The 16670-nt window shown below is 21.9% G+C and carries 15 protein-coding genes; 8 read left to right on the forward strand and 7 right to left on the reverse strand.

Translation table 11 applies throughout. The features are described 5' to 3' along the window. Nucleotides 1–57 precede the first annotated feature (57 nt). Nucleotides 58–2838: an isoleucine--tRNA ligase gene (gene ileS, locus OC698_RS00255; protein ID WP_304512757.1), complete on the forward strand. Its 2781-nt coding sequence runs from the start codon at nucleotides 58–60 to the stop codon at nucleotides 2836–2838. Between the two features lie 88 nt (nucleotides 2839–2926). Here ileS and OC698_RS00260 read toward each other — a convergent pair whose 3' ends face one another. Then, nucleotides 2927–3142: a hypothetical protein gene (locus tag OC698_RS00260; protein WP_304512758.1), complete on the reverse strand. Its 216-nt coding sequence runs from the start codon at nucleotides 3140–3142 to the stop codon at nucleotides 2927–2929. A gap of 33 nt (nucleotides 3143–3175) precedes the next feature. Beyond that, the gene (locus OC698_RS00265; RefSeq protein WP_304512759.1) at nucleotides 3176–4144 is read right to left on the reverse strand and encodes a hypothetical protein; all 969 of its coding nucleotides are present in this window, start codon (nucleotides 4142–4144) and stop codon (nucleotides 3176–3178) included. Nucleotides 4145–4691: 547 nt separating this feature from the next. Here OC698_RS00265 and rpsF point away from each other — a divergent pair. The 7 genes from rpsF to OC698_RS00300 all read left to right on the forward strand — a co-directional run bounded on the left by rpsF (nucleotide 4692) and on the right by OC698_RS00300 (nucleotide 11444). Next, on the forward strand, nucleotides 4692–4985 hold the full coding sequence (gene rpsF / locus OC698_RS00270; RefSeq protein ID WP_304512760.1) for a 30S ribosomal protein S6: 294 nt from the start codon (nucleotides 4692–4694) through the stop codon (nucleotides 4983–4985). Nucleotides 4986–5011: 26 nt separating this feature from the next. After that, the gene (locus OC698_RS00275; RefSeq protein ID WP_304512761.1) at nucleotides 5012–5485 is read left to right on the forward strand and encodes a single-stranded DNA-binding protein; all 474 of its coding nucleotides are present in this window, start codon (nucleotides 5012–5014) and stop codon (nucleotides 5483–5485) included. A 64-nt stretch (nucleotides 5486–5549) separates the two neighbouring features. After that, a complete protein-coding gene (gene rpsR / locus OC698_RS00280) occupies nucleotides 5550–5786 on the forward strand; it encodes a 30S ribosomal protein S18 (protein ID WP_304512762.1) in 237 nt (78 codons plus the stop codon). Between the two features lie 118 nt (nucleotides 5787–5904). Further along, on the forward strand, nucleotides 5905–8412 hold the full coding sequence (gene rplI / locus OC698_RS00285) for a 50S ribosomal protein L9 (RefSeq protein WP_304512763.1): 2508 nt from the start codon (nucleotides 5905–5907) through the stop codon (nucleotides 8410–8412). Beyond that, on the forward strand, nucleotides 8409–9776 hold the full coding sequence (gene dnaB / locus OC698_RS00290) for a replicative DNA helicase (protein ID WP_304512764.1): 1368 nt from the start codon (nucleotides 8409–8411) through the stop codon (nucleotides 9774–9776). The genes rplI and dnaB overlap by 4 nt, the downstream gene beginning before the upstream one ends. 26 nt (nucleotides 9777–9802) lie before the next feature. Then, nucleotides 9803–10879: a peptide chain release factor 1 gene (gene prfA, locus OC698_RS00295; protein ID WP_304512765.1), complete on the forward strand. Its 1077-nt coding sequence runs from the start codon at nucleotides 9803–9805 to the stop codon at nucleotides 10877–10879. 7 nt (nucleotides 10880–10886) lie between these two features. Next, the gene (locus OC698_RS00300) at nucleotides 10887–11444 is read left to right on the forward strand and encodes an L-threonylcarbamoyladenylate synthase (RefSeq protein ID WP_304512766.1); all 558 of its coding nucleotides are present in this window, start codon (nucleotides 10887–10889) and stop codon (nucleotides 11442–11444) included. A gap of 29 nt (nucleotides 11445–11473) precedes the next feature. On the opposite strand, the gene OC698_RS00305 is transcribed toward OC698_RS00300, so the two are convergent. From OC698_RS00305 to OC698_RS00325, 5 genes are all read right to left on the reverse strand, one after another. Then, complete coding sequence (locus tag OC698_RS00305) at nucleotides 11474–12478, reverse strand: DNA polymerase III subunit delta (RefSeq protein ID WP_304512767.1); 1005 nt, start codon at nucleotides 12476–12478, stop codon at nucleotides 11474–11476. A gap of 32 nt (nucleotides 12479–12510) precedes the next feature. Next, a complete protein-coding gene (locus OC698_RS00310) occupies nucleotides 12511–13428 on the reverse strand; it encodes a tyrosine-type recombinase/integrase (protein ID WP_304512772.1) in 918 nt (305 codons plus the stop codon). Between the two features lie 54 nt (nucleotides 13429–13482). After that, a complete protein-coding gene (locus OC698_RS00315; protein WP_304512768.1) occupies nucleotides 13483–14232 on the reverse strand; it encodes a YitT family protein in 750 nt (249 codons plus the stop codon). 279 nt (nucleotides 14233–14511) lie between these two features. Then, nucleotides 14512–15543: a tryptophan--tRNA ligase gene (trpS, locus tag OC698_RS00320; RefSeq protein WP_304512769.1), complete on the reverse strand. Its 1032-nt coding sequence runs from the start codon at nucleotides 15541–15543 to the stop codon at nucleotides 14512–14514. Next, nucleotides 15536–16411: a hypothetical protein gene (locus OC698_RS00325; RefSeq protein WP_304512770.1), complete on the reverse strand. Its 876-nt coding sequence runs from the start codon at nucleotides 16409–16411 to the stop codon at nucleotides 15536–15538. Before OC698_RS00325 ends, trpS begins: the two co-directional genes overlap by 8 nt. Nucleotides 16412–16670 lie beyond the last annotated feature (259 nt).

Genomic DNA, 16670 nt, shown 5'->3' on the forward strand with positions numbered 1-16670 from the left:
TTGTATTTATTAGAATCTTTAATCCATTATTGCTATAAAAGGAAATATAATATAAAAATGAATCAAAAAGATAAACATTATACTAATACATTATCTATGCCCAAAACTGATTTTCCTATGAGAGGAAATTTACCACAAAAAGAACTTGAAATAGAAAAATATTGGTATCAAATCAATTTGTATCAAAAAAATTTAAAAAAAAATCAAAACAATCCCGCATTTATTCTGCATGATGGTCCTCCTTATGCTAACGGTGATATACATATCGGCCATGCTTTAAATAAAATTTTAAAAGATTTCATATTAAGATTTAAAACTATGCAAGGATACAATGCACCTTATATACCAGGATGGGATACGCATGGATTGCCGATTGAAATTGCAGTTTTAAAAAAAAATTCTCAAAATAGAAATTTAACAACTAATATTTTTAACAAAGAATGCCAAAAATTTGCCTTCCATTTTGTCGAAAAACAAAAAGAAAATTTTAAAAGATTAGGTATTTTAGGAGATTGGAATAATCCTTATTTGACTTGCGATAACAAATATATAGCAAACCAAACTAGAATTTTTGCGAAAATGTTAGAAAAAAAATTAATTTTTAAAAAATTAAAGCCTGTTTATTGGTCTACTTATTTGAATTCCTCTTTAGCTGAATCAGAAATAGAATATCACAAACATCAAACTTGGTCTATTTTTACAACCTTTAAAATAATAAATAATGAATATAAAGATTTTGAACCAAATGTTCAAATTATAATTTGGACCACTAACCCTTGGACTTTGTCTTCTAATGAAGCCATTTGCGCCAACCCCCAAGCCCAATATTATTTGATTAATGTTAACAAAAATCAAAAATATATTATAGGAGCTAAAGTTTTACAAAAATTACAAATTAAATTCAATTGGCAAAAAATTGAAATTATTAAAGTTTTAACAGGCCAACAATTAGAAAATTTACAATACGAAAACACTTTATTTAATAAAACAAAAAAAATTATTTTAGGTGATTTTGTTTCCGATCAAGAAGGCACGGGTTTGGTTAGTATCTCGCCAGGACATGGACAAGAAGATTTTGCAATAGGAAAAAAATATAATTTAGAAACAAGTCTAAGTATTGATAAAAAAGGCAATATGACAGAATTATCTCCTCAATATCAAGGAATTTTTTTTCAAAAAGCCAATGATTTGATTATAGAAGATTTACAAAAACTAGGACTTTTAATTAAAGCAGAATTAATAGAACATTTATATCCTCATGATAATCGCATTAATAAACCTATTGTTTTCTTAGCTTTATCACAATGGTTTATAGATATTCAAAGTATCAAAAAAGAATTATTAAAAGAAATTAAAAACATTAAATGGTTTCCTAATTGGGGAGAACAAAAAATGTATAATATGATAATAAACCGAGAAGATTGGAATATAAGCAGACAAAGAAAATGGGGAGTACCTATTCCTATATTATATGATGAAAATCAAAAACCCATTCTAGATATCAAAATAATTAACCATTTTGCTGATTTATTCGAAAAATACGGAAAAGTCATTTGGCATGAATGGGAAATTGCAAAATTATTACCCGAGCAATATATTAAAAAAAATAATAAATATCATTTATTTACTAAAGATATTGATATTATAGATGTTTGGTTTGATTCTGGCACTTCATATAATGTTATAAAAAATATTTCTTCAAATTTTTTTCCAGCCGATTTATATCTAGAAGGTTCAGATCAATATAGAGGATGGTTTAATTCATCTTTAATTACTTCGGTAGCTGCATTTAATAAAGCGGCATATCGAAAAATTGTTACTCACGGTTTCGTTCTTGATGGCCAAGGGCAAAAAATGAGCAAATCAAAAAAAAATATTATAGAACCACAAACCATCATAAAACAAAGCGGAGCTGATATATTAAGATTATGGGTAGCTAGCACTAATTATAAAAATGATGTTAAAATAGATTATTCTATTTTAAAACAAATAGAAGAAAAATATCGCAAAATACGAAATACTTTGCGATTTATGTTAGGCAATTTATACGATTTTAATATACAAACGGACTATATATCTTTTTCGAAAAGAACTTCTTTACATAAATTAATAATTCTTGAATTTAAACAAATAATTAAACAAATTATCGAAGCATACGAAAGTTATAATTTTGAAAAAATTATAAGTTTAATATATCTTTTTATAACTACTAAAATAAGTTCTTTTTATTTAGATTTTGCCAAAGATATTTTGTATATTGAAATCCCTAATTGTAAAGAACGAAGAACTATTCAATCGAATATATACGATTTATTATTAGATTTATTAATTGTTTTGACACCAATTATACCTCATACAACTTCAGAAGCTTATAATTATCTAAATGTTAACGAAAGCTTCAAAAAAGAAGATGTTTACTTAGAAAATATGCCTAAAATAACAGAAATCGATAACTTTATAAACGAATTTAAACAACAAGATACTAATTCAGACGAACAAAAAGCTTATCAAAAGTTTTTAGAGTTAAGAGATATAATACTAAAAAAATTAGAAGATGCTAGAAAAAATCAAATTATTAATAAATCTTTAGAAGCCAAAATAATTTTAGAACTAACAACAGAGTATTTAAACGCAATCATAAAATTAAAAATAAATAATTGTTTACATCAATTATTAATTGTATCAGAAATTCAAATTATAGAATCATGCCAAATGCAAATTAAAATTATTAAATCTACAGGAAAAACTTGTCCTCGCTGTTGGAATGTAATAAATTATAATACCTGTAGTGAATTATGTAATCGCTGTAATTCAGTGATAAATAATTTAAAAAAATAACCAATAATTACATAAAAAAAACACAAAATTTAAATAAAGGAGTAAAATTTACTTTTACTCCTATCTTTTTTAAAATATTTTTTGATTATTAGCAATTAATTGACCTTATAACAGGCACAAAAACAGGAATCCCCAAACTTTTTTGAAAATTATTATAATTTATTGATTCATTAATGATCTCGTTATATTTAGAATTTAATTCATCTATTTTGTGTTTTAAACTATCGATATCCTGTGTAATTTGTGTTTCAGACATATTAGAATCATTAATAATTTTAAATTTTAAAATACTTACTTCTTTCAATAATTTTTGTTGTTCTGATTCTAATGAAACAGGCTAATAATCCTTCCTCTTCAAAATAAGATCTAATTCCTCTAGATCTTTGCCCAATTTTTGACGAAATATTATCTTACCATATTTAAAATTTAATTCATCTATTTTGTGTTTTAAACTATCGATATCCTGTGTAATTTGTGTTTCAGACATATTAGAATCATTAATAATTTTAAATTTTAAAATACTTACTTCTTTCAATAATTTTTGTTGTTCTGATTCTAATGAAACAGGCTGATAATCCTTCCTCTTCAAAATAAGATCTAATTCCTCTAGATCTTTCCCCAGTTTTTGACGAAATATTATCTTACCATATTTAAAATTTAATTCATCTATTTTGTGTTTTAAACTATCGATATCCTGTGTAATTTGTGTTTCAGACATATTAGAATCATTAATAATTTTAAATTTTAAAATACTTACTTCTTTCAATAATTTTTGTTGTTCTGATTCTAATGAAACAGGCTGATAATCCTTCCTCTTCAAAATAAGATCTAATTCCTCTAGATCTTTGCCCAATTTTTGACGAAAAAAAACATTATTATCAGAATAATTGTTAGGTAATGCTGTTAATTGATGTAATTTTTCTGTAGAAAAATTCGGTAAACTTGTGATTTTTGACAACGGAGCAAAATTAAATTTTTTAATAAAAAACAAACTCATTAACAACAAAATAAAAAATATTAAAATAGGTAGTAAAGTAAAAAAAAATCCTCTAGGTGAAGATATTTTATTTTGAAAATCATTGTGAGAAGAAGCATAAGATGAACTGTAATAAGAATTAGAAGACAATTTATTGAAAAATCTTAATTTCGGCAATAAACGCAAAATATTAACAATTAAACTAATAACCCAAATAATTAAATAAACTACAATAAAAATAATTAACCAAAAAATTATATTCACAAAATAATGATAATAATTTTGAATAAAATTAAAAATATTACTCAAATAAAATATAGCTCTTTGCATATTCACAACAAAAACTCCTTTTTTATTACAAATTTAAAAAATATTTGAAAAAATTAAACAAATTTTAATTTAAAAAAGAAATTTTATTTTTAAAAATCTAATAGAATTTAAAATTTTATTTTTTTCTATTTATAGGAAAAAATAAATATAATTTTATTTTTTTTAATAATTGTTGAAAAAAGTTAAATTATTTAATACTACAACAAAATCACCTCCTTAAATTTATCAAACTATAAATAAGTTTTATTAATAATGTTTTATTTGACATTGTTTTTCTTATTTGTTAGAATGAAACCTAGAGTATATCATCATTTTAGTTTGATAAAATTTAGTTTTTATAATAAAAAAATTTACATATTAATTAATTCATAATTTAATTTTTATTTTTTATTATTAAAAATATTAAAATTTCTATTAAAATTTAATTTGACAAAATATAATTATTTTTGATTTGATTTATAAAGTTATAATCTAACAATATAGTTAAGATTTAAAATATTTTTTATTAGGAAAAATTGTATAAAAAAGGAGCAAAAAATCCACAAACATGAAAGAATACGAATTAATGTACATTATAAAACCAAATATAAGCCTAGAAAAAGCTCAAGAAATAGTAGAAAATTTAAACAAAACTTTTCTTAAAAATAAAGATATTAATCATTTCGAAGAAATTACTTCAACTTCTGTAGAGTTAAAAGAATTAGCTTATCCAATTAAAAAATTTAAGCAAGGTTATTATGTACAATCCACAATCAAAGCAGATAATACATTTGTAGAAAAATTTAATCAATTAATGAAAATAACCGAAGAAATAATTCGTTTTTTAATTATCAAAAAATAAAGAAAATACACAAATAGGAGACAGTAATGATAAATAGGGTACTTTTAATAGGAAGAATCACTAAAGATCCTGAAATAAGATTTACAAAAGAAACTAACACACCTTATGTTGTTTTTAATTTAATCGTGGATAGAGAATACACAAATCAAGAAGGCAAAAAAGAATCAGATATAATTCGTTGTATTGTTTGGGACAAACAAGCAGAAAATTTAACCAAATACATTAATAAAGGTAGCTTGTTAGCTGTAGAAGGTAAAGTTAGAACAGAAATATACGAAGATCCTAATAATAACCAAAAAACCAATTTCGATACCAAAATCGTGTGCAAAAATATTAAATTTTTAGAAAGCAAAGAATATTCCGATTATAAAAAAAATAAACAAAAAAATGAATATTCTAATAATTTAAATGTTGAAAGAACATTATTAAACAATAGAGATGTCAAAAATAATACAGATTTTAATAATAAAGAAGCAGATGATGATGATTCGCTTTTTTAAATATTTAATAATTTTAAAAAATAATAAATACTAATTTTAACTAAGGAATGTAAATAAAATATATATGCAAATGATTCGAAAAAAATATTTTAAAAAACGTCGTAAAGTATGTTTTTTTAAGCAAAATAAATTCACCGATATAGATTTTAAAAATATAGAAATTCTCAAAAAATTTATAAATAGTGAAGGTAAAATTTTACCATCCAGAATAACCGGAGTATGTGCTAAATGGCAAAGAAAATTAGCAATAGCTATAAAAAGAGCGCGTCATATGGCCTTAATACCTTTTGTGGAAAAATAAAATATTTATAAATAATAAACAAGTTTTTTTAAATAACTTGTTTTGTTTTTTTTATATAATAGAATTATCTTTATTTTTAACCCGTTTTTTTTTAGAAAAGAGAGTTTAATTATTAATTATGTTAACATTAAGAAAAAAAAATCTCAATTATAAAAAAATTTTTTTATTTATAATTTTGATTGGTACATTTTTATATATGACCTTCCTTGATTATGATAACATCAAATTATTAATTCATAACCCAAATAAAGAAATTCAAGAAGTAAAAAAAATTATTATTAAATTATTTTTTAGCATTTTAGGAAAATTAGTTATTTTAAGCATTTATATGCATTTTCAAAGAAGTTTAAAAATTAAAAGATTACAAAAAAGATTATCTTTGTGGTCTAAATTATCTTATTATATAGATAAAATAGGCGAAGAAGTATTCAACGAATTAACTATAGGAATTATCGTAATTAATACGACAAACAATACTATTGAATGGATAAATACTTACGCTAATAAAATATTTAATAACCCTGATATTAATACTTCTTTAAACTTAATAAATAAACAAATGGCCGAATTATTAAATACTCAAGATAAAGAAAAACAAATAGTTTTAAATATAGGAAATAAATTTTTTGATTGTCTATATAAAAAAGAATTTAATGTTTTTTATTTATTTGATGTAACCCAAAGAGAAAAAATACAAATTCTTTATCATCAAGCTACACCTGCTTTAATATTTCTATCCTTTGATAATTTAGAAAATTCTTTAAAAAATTTAGATTTTTCTGAACAATCACAAATCAAAGTGGAATATTTAAGTGCTATTTCAGATTTTTTCGAAATTTATGAAAGTTATTTAAAGCAATTATCAGATGATAAATTTTTACTTTTATTAAAAAGAGAACAATTGGAAAATATGATATTAGAAAAATTTTCAATTTTAAAAAATATCAGAAATATTTCTGAAAAATATAAATTAAACATAACTTTATCTATGGGAATTGCTTGTTATAACTTACCTTTTAACCAATTAGCTTATTATTCTCAAAGTGCATTAGAATTAGCCCAAAAAAGAGGCGGAGATCAAGTAGTTGTTAATATTGAAAATCAAAAAATTCAATATTTCGGAGCCACTAAAGCTTCTTTAAATACAAACTCTAAAATCATATCTAGAGTTAATTCGGAAATCATTAAAGATCTGATTCAAAAACACCATAATTGTTTTTTTATGAGTCATAAAAATCCAGATTTAGATGCTTTTGGTTCAATGATTGCTATTTATAAAATAGCATCTTCATTAAATAACAATCAAGATCATTATATTATCATGGATATAAACTTAATGGAGAAAAATTTTCAAAATATTTATGAAATTTTAAATCAAGAAAATCCCAATCTTTTCAAAAATATTATTGATGTTCAAAAAGCCAATAAAATGATAAATAAAAATTCCTTAATTATTATTGTAGATAATCAACATTTAGAAATTTTAGATAACAAAGAATTATTAACTTTAACCGATAATATAATCATTATTGATCATCATCGTTCTTCAGAAAAAATTATTTCAAACAAATTCGCCTATATAGATGCCTCCGCTTCATCAACCGTAGAAATGATAATGGAATTAATATTTTTTTTAAACCATCCAGTATACATTTCTCCTTTAGAAGCAACTATTATGTATGGAGGTATGATTATTGATACTAATTATTTTACTTCTCGAACTAGCGAAAGAACTTTAGAAGTAGCATCACGTTTAATTAGTATGGGAGCGGAAAGTCAAAAAATTAAATTATGGTTAAGACAAAGTTATGATCAAATTTTAGAAATGAATCAATTATTATCTCGTATGGAGATTTACATGAAAAAATTTGCTATCATTACAAGTAATAAACCGATTGATGATCGTTCATTTTTAGCTAAAGTAGCAGAAAATTCTTTAAATATACAAAATATTGAAGCAGCTTTTGTAATAGGAGAATTATCATCTACTCATCAAATAGGCATTAGTGCTAGATCCTGTAACGATAATATTAATGTGCAAATTGTTATGGAACAAATGAATGGAGGAGGACATATTAATAGCGCAGCTGCTCAAATTAAAAATGCCAATATTAATGATGTTGTATCAGAATTAAAAACAATTTTAAAAAATGAATATCAAGAAGGAAATGAGAATATGAAAATTATTTTATTAGAAGATTTAGCTGATAAAGGTAAAAAAGAAGAAATTATTCAAGTTAATGCTGGTTTTGGTAATTATTTAATTAGAACCAAAAAAGCTCTTTTAGCAAATTCTCAAAATATTGAAAAATTAAAACAAGATAAAAAAATCCAAGAAGAAAAAGAAAAACAAAAAATTCTCTTAATGACCAAACTCAAAGAAGAAATAGAAGATAAATCAATTACTATTCAAATCCAAATAGGTCCAAATGGAGAAATGCACGGAAAAATAACTCCTAAACACATTATAGATGAACTTTATAAAAGTCATAATATTTTATTAGATAAACCTAAAATCATTTTAGATAACGAAATAAATTCTTTAGGTATCTACAAAGCTAATATTATTTTGAAAGATAATATCATAGCTAATTTAACAATTAATGTAAAAGCTAAAAAATCATGAATGAAAATATAAAACTTCCTTATTACGCAGAAGCAGAAAAATCCATTTTAGGAATTATTTTTTTAGAACCGAAACAAATCATTAATGTATTAGGTCGTTTAGAGGTTAGTGATTTTTTTAATCTTAATAACCAAAAAATTTTCCAAGCAATTCAAGAATTATTTGAAACATCAAAATCTATAGATTATTATTCGGTATATACATTACTACAAAATAAAAATATTCATATAGATGGCGGACAAAACTATTTAATTCAATTAGGAGAAATAATTCCATCTATTTATCATTTGGAAACATACATTAATTTAGTTAATGAAGCAGCTATCAAACGAAATATTATTCAAACTGCTTCTTCTATTGTGCATGAAGGTTTAAATAATCCTGACATTGAGCCACAAATTTTTTTAAATTTAGCGGAAGAAAAAATTTTTCAAATTTCTAATAAAAGTAAAAATAATAATTTTGTTAAAATTAATAATTTAATAGAAATAGTACAAGAAAAAACTCTAAACAATTTACAAAATAAAAATATTATTGGTATAAGTACTGGTTATACAAATTTAGATGAAGTAACTTTAGGATTGAAAAAAGAAGAATTAATTATTATTGCCGCTAGGCCTTCTATGGGTAAGAGTAGTTTCATGACTAATTTAGCAATTAAAATGGCTCAAAATAATAATAATTCTCAAACCTATGTAGCTATTTTTAGTTTAGAAATGTCCAATGAACAATTAGTAACAAGAATATTAAGCTCTCAAAGCGAAATACCTCATAAAAACATTCAATTAGGATTATTAAATCAAACTCAAAAATCATTACTAAAAGTAACAGCTGATAAACTTAAAAAATTAAACATCTATTTTGATGATTCAGTAGCAGTCAATATTCTAGATATAAGAACACAATGCCGCAAATTAAAGCATCAAAACAAATTAGATGTAGTCATTATTGATTATTTACAATTAATTCGAAAAAATAATCCAAATAATCGTCAATCTAACTTTAATAATCGTCAAGAAGAAGTTTCTGATATTTCTAAAAGTTTAAAACAAATGGCTCGCGAATTAAAAATACCAGTTATAGCTTTATCTCAATTATCTAGAGAGGTAGAAAAAAGAGAAGATAAAAAACCTATTCTATCAGATTTAAGAGATTCAGGAAGTATTGAGCAAGATGCTGATATAGTCATGTTTTTATACAGAAAAGGATACTATTCAAAAGAAAAATATAGCGAATATAATATCGATTTAGGGCATACAGAATTAATTATTGCTAAAAATCGCCAAGGTATAACAAGTACTAAATTTTTTAATTTTGATTCTAATTGTTTATTATTTAATGAAACTGACCATTTAATAGAATGAAAAAATAGGATGATATAACCATTTAGATGTTTGAGAAATTAGAATTAATCAAAAAAAAATATTTAAAAAATCAAAAAAAAATATTAGAAAACCCACAAAATTTTCAAAATATTGATTTATTAAAAGAACTAAATAAACTCCAAAAAATTGTTTTTGTTTACGAAGAATATATTCAATTAGAAAAAGAATATCAAAAAATACAAAAAACATTATCTAAACAAAATGATCAAATTCAGGATCAAGAAATAATTCAATTATTAGAAACAGAAAAAAATAATTTAAACAAAAAAATACAAAATAAAACTAATCAATTAGAAAAATTATTATCTCCAGAAAAATATAACACAGAAGATAAACAAAATGTAATTGTAGAAATTAAAAAAGGTATCGGAGGACAAGAATCTAATTTATTTGTCGCAGATTTATTTCGAGCTTATAAAAAATATGTAGAAGATAAAAAATGGAAATTAGAAATAATCAATCTATCATCCACTCCCAAAGAAGGAATTTCCTCTGTCGAATTTGTAATTAAAGGAAAAAATGTTTTTTATTATCTTAAATATGAATCCGGAATACACCGGGTACAACGCATTCCGAAAACAGAAAATAAAGGGAGAATACATACATCTACAGCTAAAATATTAGTAATTCCTCACGATAATCATCCCAAAATAGAAATTAATTGGAATGATATTAGAGTAGATACTTTTAATGCTAGCGGCCCTGGAGGACAATCTGTTAATACCACCAAATCAGCAGTAAGATTAACACATTTACCTACAGGTATTAGCACAGCATGCCAAATAGCTAAAAGTCAACACGAAAACAAAGAAAAAGCTTTTCAATTATTAACTAATAAAATTTATTATCAAAAACAATCTGAACAAAAACAAAAACAAAATCAAATTAAAAAAAATTTAATAGGGAAAAGTGATAGAAGTGAAAAAATAAGAACTTACGACTATCCAAATAATAAAATAACAGATCACAGAATAAATTTATCAATATATAAATTGAATGATTTTATGGAAGGAAATATAGATTTAATTATAAAACCTTTACTAGAAGAGTTTCAACAAAAAAAATTGAAAGATAACTTTTAAATAATTTATGAAAATCTTAAATAACATAATTATTTTTCCCACAGATACTGTGTATGGGATGGGTGCTCCTTGGAATGATAATCAAAGTTTAAATCAAATTTATCAATTAAAAAAAAGAGATCTAAACAAACCAATGGCTCTTTTATTTTATAATTTAGAACAAATAAAAAATATTATCGAAATCAATAACCAAATAAAAAAAATATCTAAAAAATTTTGGCCAGGTCCTTTAACTTTAATAGTTAACACTAAAAAAAAATATTTTCAACTAACTAAAGAAAATAAAATCGGCATTAGAATACCCAATCACCCTATAGCTCTTGAAATATTAAAAAAAGAAGGACCTTTAAAAACCACTTCTGTCAATCAAAGCGGACAACCGCCTTTGAATAATTTTAAAATTATTAAACAACTTTATCAGTATAAAGTGAAAAAAATATTACCCAATAATTATAATTCATCTAACATACCTTCCGCAGTCATAGAAATAAATAATAATAATTTTAAAATATTAAGAACAGGGTCTATAGATATACAAGAATTTTTTAAAACATTAATTGATTAAAAAAATAATAAATTTGTATTGATTTAAATTTAAAAATCCTCTAGCTCTTGATTATAAATAATTCTTTTAACAAAAACATCCGAACATTCCGAATATGGTATAAAACCGATTTTTAAGTTATAAAAAAATTTAAAACTTAACAAAAATAATTTATAAACCAATTCCATATTTAAATTATTTATTTCTTTTAAAAAAAGAGAAGTTTTAGCCGGAGAAAGTTTGCACCAAGAAGATATTAATGAAATATTATTATTTTTTAAAGAATAAAAATAAATTAAAATTAATTCTTGTAATGTTTTAATAATTTGAAAAAAAAACATAAAAAAATTTGGAAATTTATTTATCAAATTAATAAATAATAAATAACTTTCTAAATTTTTTTGAGATACCAATAATTTAATTAAAGATAAAATGTTTTCATTTGGCTCGTAAAAAATTAAATCTTTAATTATTTTCGGATCATCAATCGTTTTATTCTTTAAATAATAAGATTTTATTTTGTTTATTTCTTGTTCTAATAAAAATAAATCACCTCGATAATGATTAATTAATTCTTTAGTAAGAATAGATTTTATATTAAAAGAAATTTGAAAATTATCATCTTCAAATGATTTCAAAATATAATTATACAAATCTCGAGAATTATTAATCGCAAAAACTTCTTCTACATGCATGAAACATTTTAATTTATTATATAAATATGTAAAATTAACAATATTATGATTTAAACTAACAAATAAAATAATATTTTGCTGAGATTTCTCAAGAAAATTAAACAAAAAAGAAAAATCTACTTTATTTTTCAATTCTAACAAAACAGAAATATTCTCTATAAAAATAATTTTTTTATTCAAAAAAGAATTAAAAGTATATAAATGTTTTTTAAGGTCATAAATAATTTTAGAATATTCAATAACATCGAATTTAAACAACCAAAAAGAATAATTTTGCTGAAAAGATAAAGAAATAATTTGTTGCTTTCTTTTTTCCAAAAAAAATAACTGTTTATAACATAATAAAGTAGTAGATAACACTTATTAATCCCCCCTTTTATTACTAAAAAAAATCAATCATAATCGATAGCACGAGGATGACATTTTAAATAAATCTGTTTTAGACGTTTTTGACTAATATGAGTATAAATTTGAGTAGTAGTTATATCTTCATGACCTAAAATTTTTTGTAAAATCCTTAAATCCATACCATTTTCTAACAAATGTGTAGCAAAAGAATGTCTTAAAGTATGAGGAGAACACGCAGATAATTTAGATAATAAAATATTTTTTTTAAAAATTTTGTAACAACCTTGTCTAGATAAACGAAGACCGTGATAATTTAAAAAAACCCAATCATTCTTTTTATCTTGACATAAACTTAATAAAGGTCTAATTTTTTTTAAATAATAATAAAATAATTTGGCAACATGTTTAGTAATCGGCACTAATCTTTCTTTATTACCTTTGCCAATAATAAAAATCTGCAATTTTTCCAAATATAAAGATGATAAAGTTAAATTTAAAATTTCAGATACTCTTAGACCTGAACTATACATCAATTCAAACATTAATTTATTACGAAAACTTATAAAAGAAGAATTATCATTTTTTATTGTATTTAAAAAAATAATAATTTCTTCAAAAGATAATACAATTGGTAATTTTCTAGTAATTTTAGGGATTTTCCAATTTTCAACAATATTTCGATTTATACATTTTTCTAACAACCAAAAAAAATGTATTTTTTTAATAACAATAATCTTACGCGCTATAGTTCTACTACTTAGATCGTTATTTTTAGAAATATAATTAAGAAAATCAGAAACATGATTTTTTTGTATTTTATTAGGAGAATTTAATTTTAAAATATGAAATAAAAAATTCAAATATTGTCGAGAATCAATTAAATAAGCATTTATAGTATTTTGCGATAATAATAACTCTTGTAGCAAATAAATTCTAAATTTTTCTAAAGTATTTTCAATCATTATATTCACAATAAATCCCTTAATTAAAATTTATAATTATTATTAATCGATACTTTAAATAATTAAATACATAAAAAAAGTTGTTAAAGGTATTTTAACAAAATTAGTTAAGAAAATAGATTCCCAATAAAATTCTTTGGTTGTAGTATAAATTAAAAAAGTAGCAATAATAGAAATAAAATAATTAAAAATACAAGTAATTAAAGAAATATCTTTTTTTTTATAAATATATAAATATTTAGAAATAATATCTATGCCACCTGTAGAACCGCCGATTCTAATACAAATTCCAGCAATAATACCAGTTATCAAAGAAACAATAAAGACTCTTAAAAAATTACTAAACCAAAACTTCCCCTCATAATCAAAAATACCAAAAAAATTTTGCATTTTATTAAAAACAAGCCCATTATTACCATTAATTAAAATAGTTAAAATAGTTAAAAAAATAAAAATAAAAATAGTATTTAAAAAAGTAATAATGTTAAATTTACCATCTAATTTAGGAAAAGCAATAAAAATGAACAAAACAAAATTCACTAAAAGATAAAAAAATGCTGCAAAAAAACCTACAAAAGAAGAATTATATTGCAAAATAGCAAAATTACTTTTCAAAACTTTTGCAATAGCATCACCAATACCATGAACACCTGTAACATATAAATTTATTTTATAATTACCACTAACAAAAAGAATATCAGTTAAACAATAAAAAAAACATAAAACAATATTAATTAAAATAAAATTAAAATTAATTTTTTTACTTTGAGAAAAAATATTGGTATTTTCTTCTTTTTTAATCACAAAAAATAACCTTTTCTAATTAATTTTTAATTTTTTCTCTGACCCAAACAAAAATAAAATCCAAAATTCCATTTTTTTATAAAAATAAGAAAACACTTTATAAATGTATTTATATGTGTAAATTATATCATAATATATCTAAAATCCAAAAAAAATTCCTATTTAATTTCTATTTTTTATTATTTTAAGAATAATTTTATAATTTTTTCGATTGTTAAAAATGTATAATTTTCAATAATCAAAAAAATATTTTAATATGTTATTCTATTGAAAAATTTATTACATAGAATATTTAATTCCTAAAATTTCTCTTATTTTATTAATTTTTTGTTGAGATATAGTGTTAGCTTTAAAAGCTCCATTAGACAAAATATTTTCTAAAATAGAATCATTAATAACATTTTTAAAATTATTTTGAATAATTTTAATTTTTTCCAAAACCAAAGATACTAATTTTATTTTAAATTCTCTATAAGAATAATTGGTAAATAAAAATTCTACTTGAGAAATTTCAATACCTTTTAAACCTGCATAAATTTTTAATAAATTCGAGATACCAGGTTGCGTTTGAGGATCATATTTTATTTTACCTATATTATCGGTTACTGCCTGCATAATTTTTGTTTTAATATTATCTAAATCTTCTAATAAGAAAATACAACCTTTATCTTGATCTTTATCTAAAAAACTACTTTTACTCATCTTTTTATCAGGTTTATTCAAAGAATTAATAGTGTATCCTATATTTAAAAATTCTGGAATTTTAAAAACATCTCCATAAAAATAATTAAAACGAATAGCTAAATCACGAGTTAATTCTAAATGTTGTTTTTGATCTCTTCCGACTATAACTATATCAGCATCATAAAGTAAAATGTCAGATGCCATTAAAAGAGGATAAGTGAAAAGAGAAACTTTTGAATTGGAAGAGTTTTTTTTATTTTTTTCTTTAAATTGAATCATTCTATTCAACTCCCCTAAATAAGAATTACATTCCAAAATGTAACTTAAATAAGTATGAGCAAAAATATCTGATTGAAGAAAAAAAGTAGTTTTAGACAAGGATAAACCAGAAGATAACAAAATAGCTGCCATATTACGTATCACTTGTTTTAAGTCAAACTCTTTAGAAAAAGTTGTTAAAGCATGTAAATCAGCAATAAAAAAATAAAATTCATATTGTTCGGAAAATTTTTGCTGTAATAATATCAAAGGTTGAATAATTCCAAGCCAATTACCTAAAGTCAAATCTCCACTAGGTTTTATACCAGTAATAATAATTTTTTTTTTTATTAAAGATATACTATTCATAAATTAAAATCCTTTTTTTTACTTTAACTGATTTATTTTTAATTTCAAAGATAATATAAAAAAATGCAGCAAATAATATAAATAAAACAAATTCTCTAATAAAAACTGCTTTTTTTCCCCTAAAATAATTTATTCCTAGAATAGGTTCTCCAAAAATTTTATTCTCATGAAGATTATAATCGCATTGAATATTAGCATAAGGAAACCAACATTTATTAGATGTACAATGAACACCTAAACAGGTTTTTAAAGGCTCCAATAAACATAAAAAAAAGAAAAATAAATAAATTAAAGGATGTATAAAAGAAATAAAAATTTCTTTAATTTTAATCTTAGATATTTTTAAATAAATAAAAATTATAAAAAAAGTTAAAGGAATAATAGTATGTTGGATAATACTTAAAAAATGACTTTCATAAATATTTTGAAAAAAATTTGCATTATAAAAAATATTTTGTCGCAAATAATTACAAAAAATATTAAAATCGTTATATTTTTTCCAAATCGGGGCAAGGATCATATTATAAACAAAAAAAGTCAATAAAGAATTAACTAATACTATTAAAATAATTTTTTTTTGCCTTTCTTTATTTTTAATTTCTACTAAAAAAGTGCATAAAATATACAAAATAGATAGAACCATTTGATTAGTAAAAAATCTATAATGAAAAAATATTTGTTTAAAAATCTTTTTTATATCAAAAACATTAACTTTATAATAAACGATTACATATATATCAGAAAAAATAGTAAAAATTACTAAAAATAAAAGTAATTTAAAAATAAATTTATTTTTAATATTATTATTACATAAATTAAAAGGATTTTTTTGGTATTTTGCATTTATTAATGTTAAATTTTTAATCATAACTATTGAATATGTTTTTAATTCAATTAAAAACCCTTTCTAAATTTTTTTAAAAAAAATAAAAAATTTCAAACAAACATAAAAAATCATTTCAAATAAAATGAATAAAATTTTATATTTTTTTATTTTATTTTTTACAAAAATAAATTTTAATTAATCAAAGCAGGAGGAGCTTGTGGATATGATACTTATGTAGGAAAGCCACCCTATTCTGCTTTTATATCCGCTGGAAATCCAGTGCTATTTCAAAATGGAAAAG

Origin of the sequence: Candidatus Phytoplasma gossypii, assembly GCF_030586975.1 — a bacterium.
Taxonomy (GTDB): Bacteria; Bacillota_I; Bacilli_A; order Acholeplasmatales; family Acholeplasmataceae; genus Phytoplasma; species Phytoplasma citri.

Coding starts and splice junctions, on each gene's coding strand:
- rpsR (WP_304512762.1), top strand. CDS start 5,550: ATGCAAATGATTCGAAAAAAATATTTTAAAAAACGTCGTAAAGTATGT.
- OC698_RS00300 (WP_304512766.1), top strand. CDS start 10,887: ATGAAAATCTTAAATAACATAATTATTTTTCCCACAGATACTGTGTAT.
- OC698_RS00310 (WP_304512772.1), bottom strand. CDS start 13,428: ATGATTGAAAATACTTTAGAAAAATTTAGAATTTATTTGCTACAAGAG.
- OC698_RS00275 (WP_304512761.1), top strand. CDS start 5,012: ATGATAAATAGGGTACTTTTAATAGGAAGAATCACTAAAGATCCTGAA.
- trpS (WP_304512769.1), bottom strand. CDS start 15,543: ATGAATAGTATATCTTTAATAAAAAAAAAAATTATTATTACTGGTATA.
- ileS (WP_304512757.1), top strand. CDS start 58: ATGAATCAAAAAGATAAACATTATACTAATACATTATCTATGCCCAAA.
- OC698_RS00265 (WP_304512759.1), bottom strand. CDS start 4,144: ATGCAAAGAGCTATATTTTATTTGAGTAATATTTTTAATTTTATTCAA.
- OC698_RS00325 (WP_304512770.1), bottom strand. CDS start 16,411: ATGATTAAAAATTTAACATTAATAAATGCAAAATACCAAAAAAATCCT.
- rpsF (WP_304512760.1), top strand. CDS start 4,692: ATGAAAGAATACGAATTAATGTACATTATAAAACCAAATATAAGCCTA.
- dnaB (WP_304512764.1), top strand. CDS start 8,409: ATGAATGAAAATATAAAACTTCCTTATTACGCAGAAGCAGAAAAATCC.
- rplI (WP_304512763.1), top strand. CDS start 5,905: ATGTTAACATTAAGAAAAAAAAATCTCAATTATAAAAAAATTTTTTTA.
- prfA (WP_304512765.1), top strand. CDS start 9,803: ATGTTTGAGAAATTAGAATTAATCAAAAAAAAATATTTAAAAAATCAA.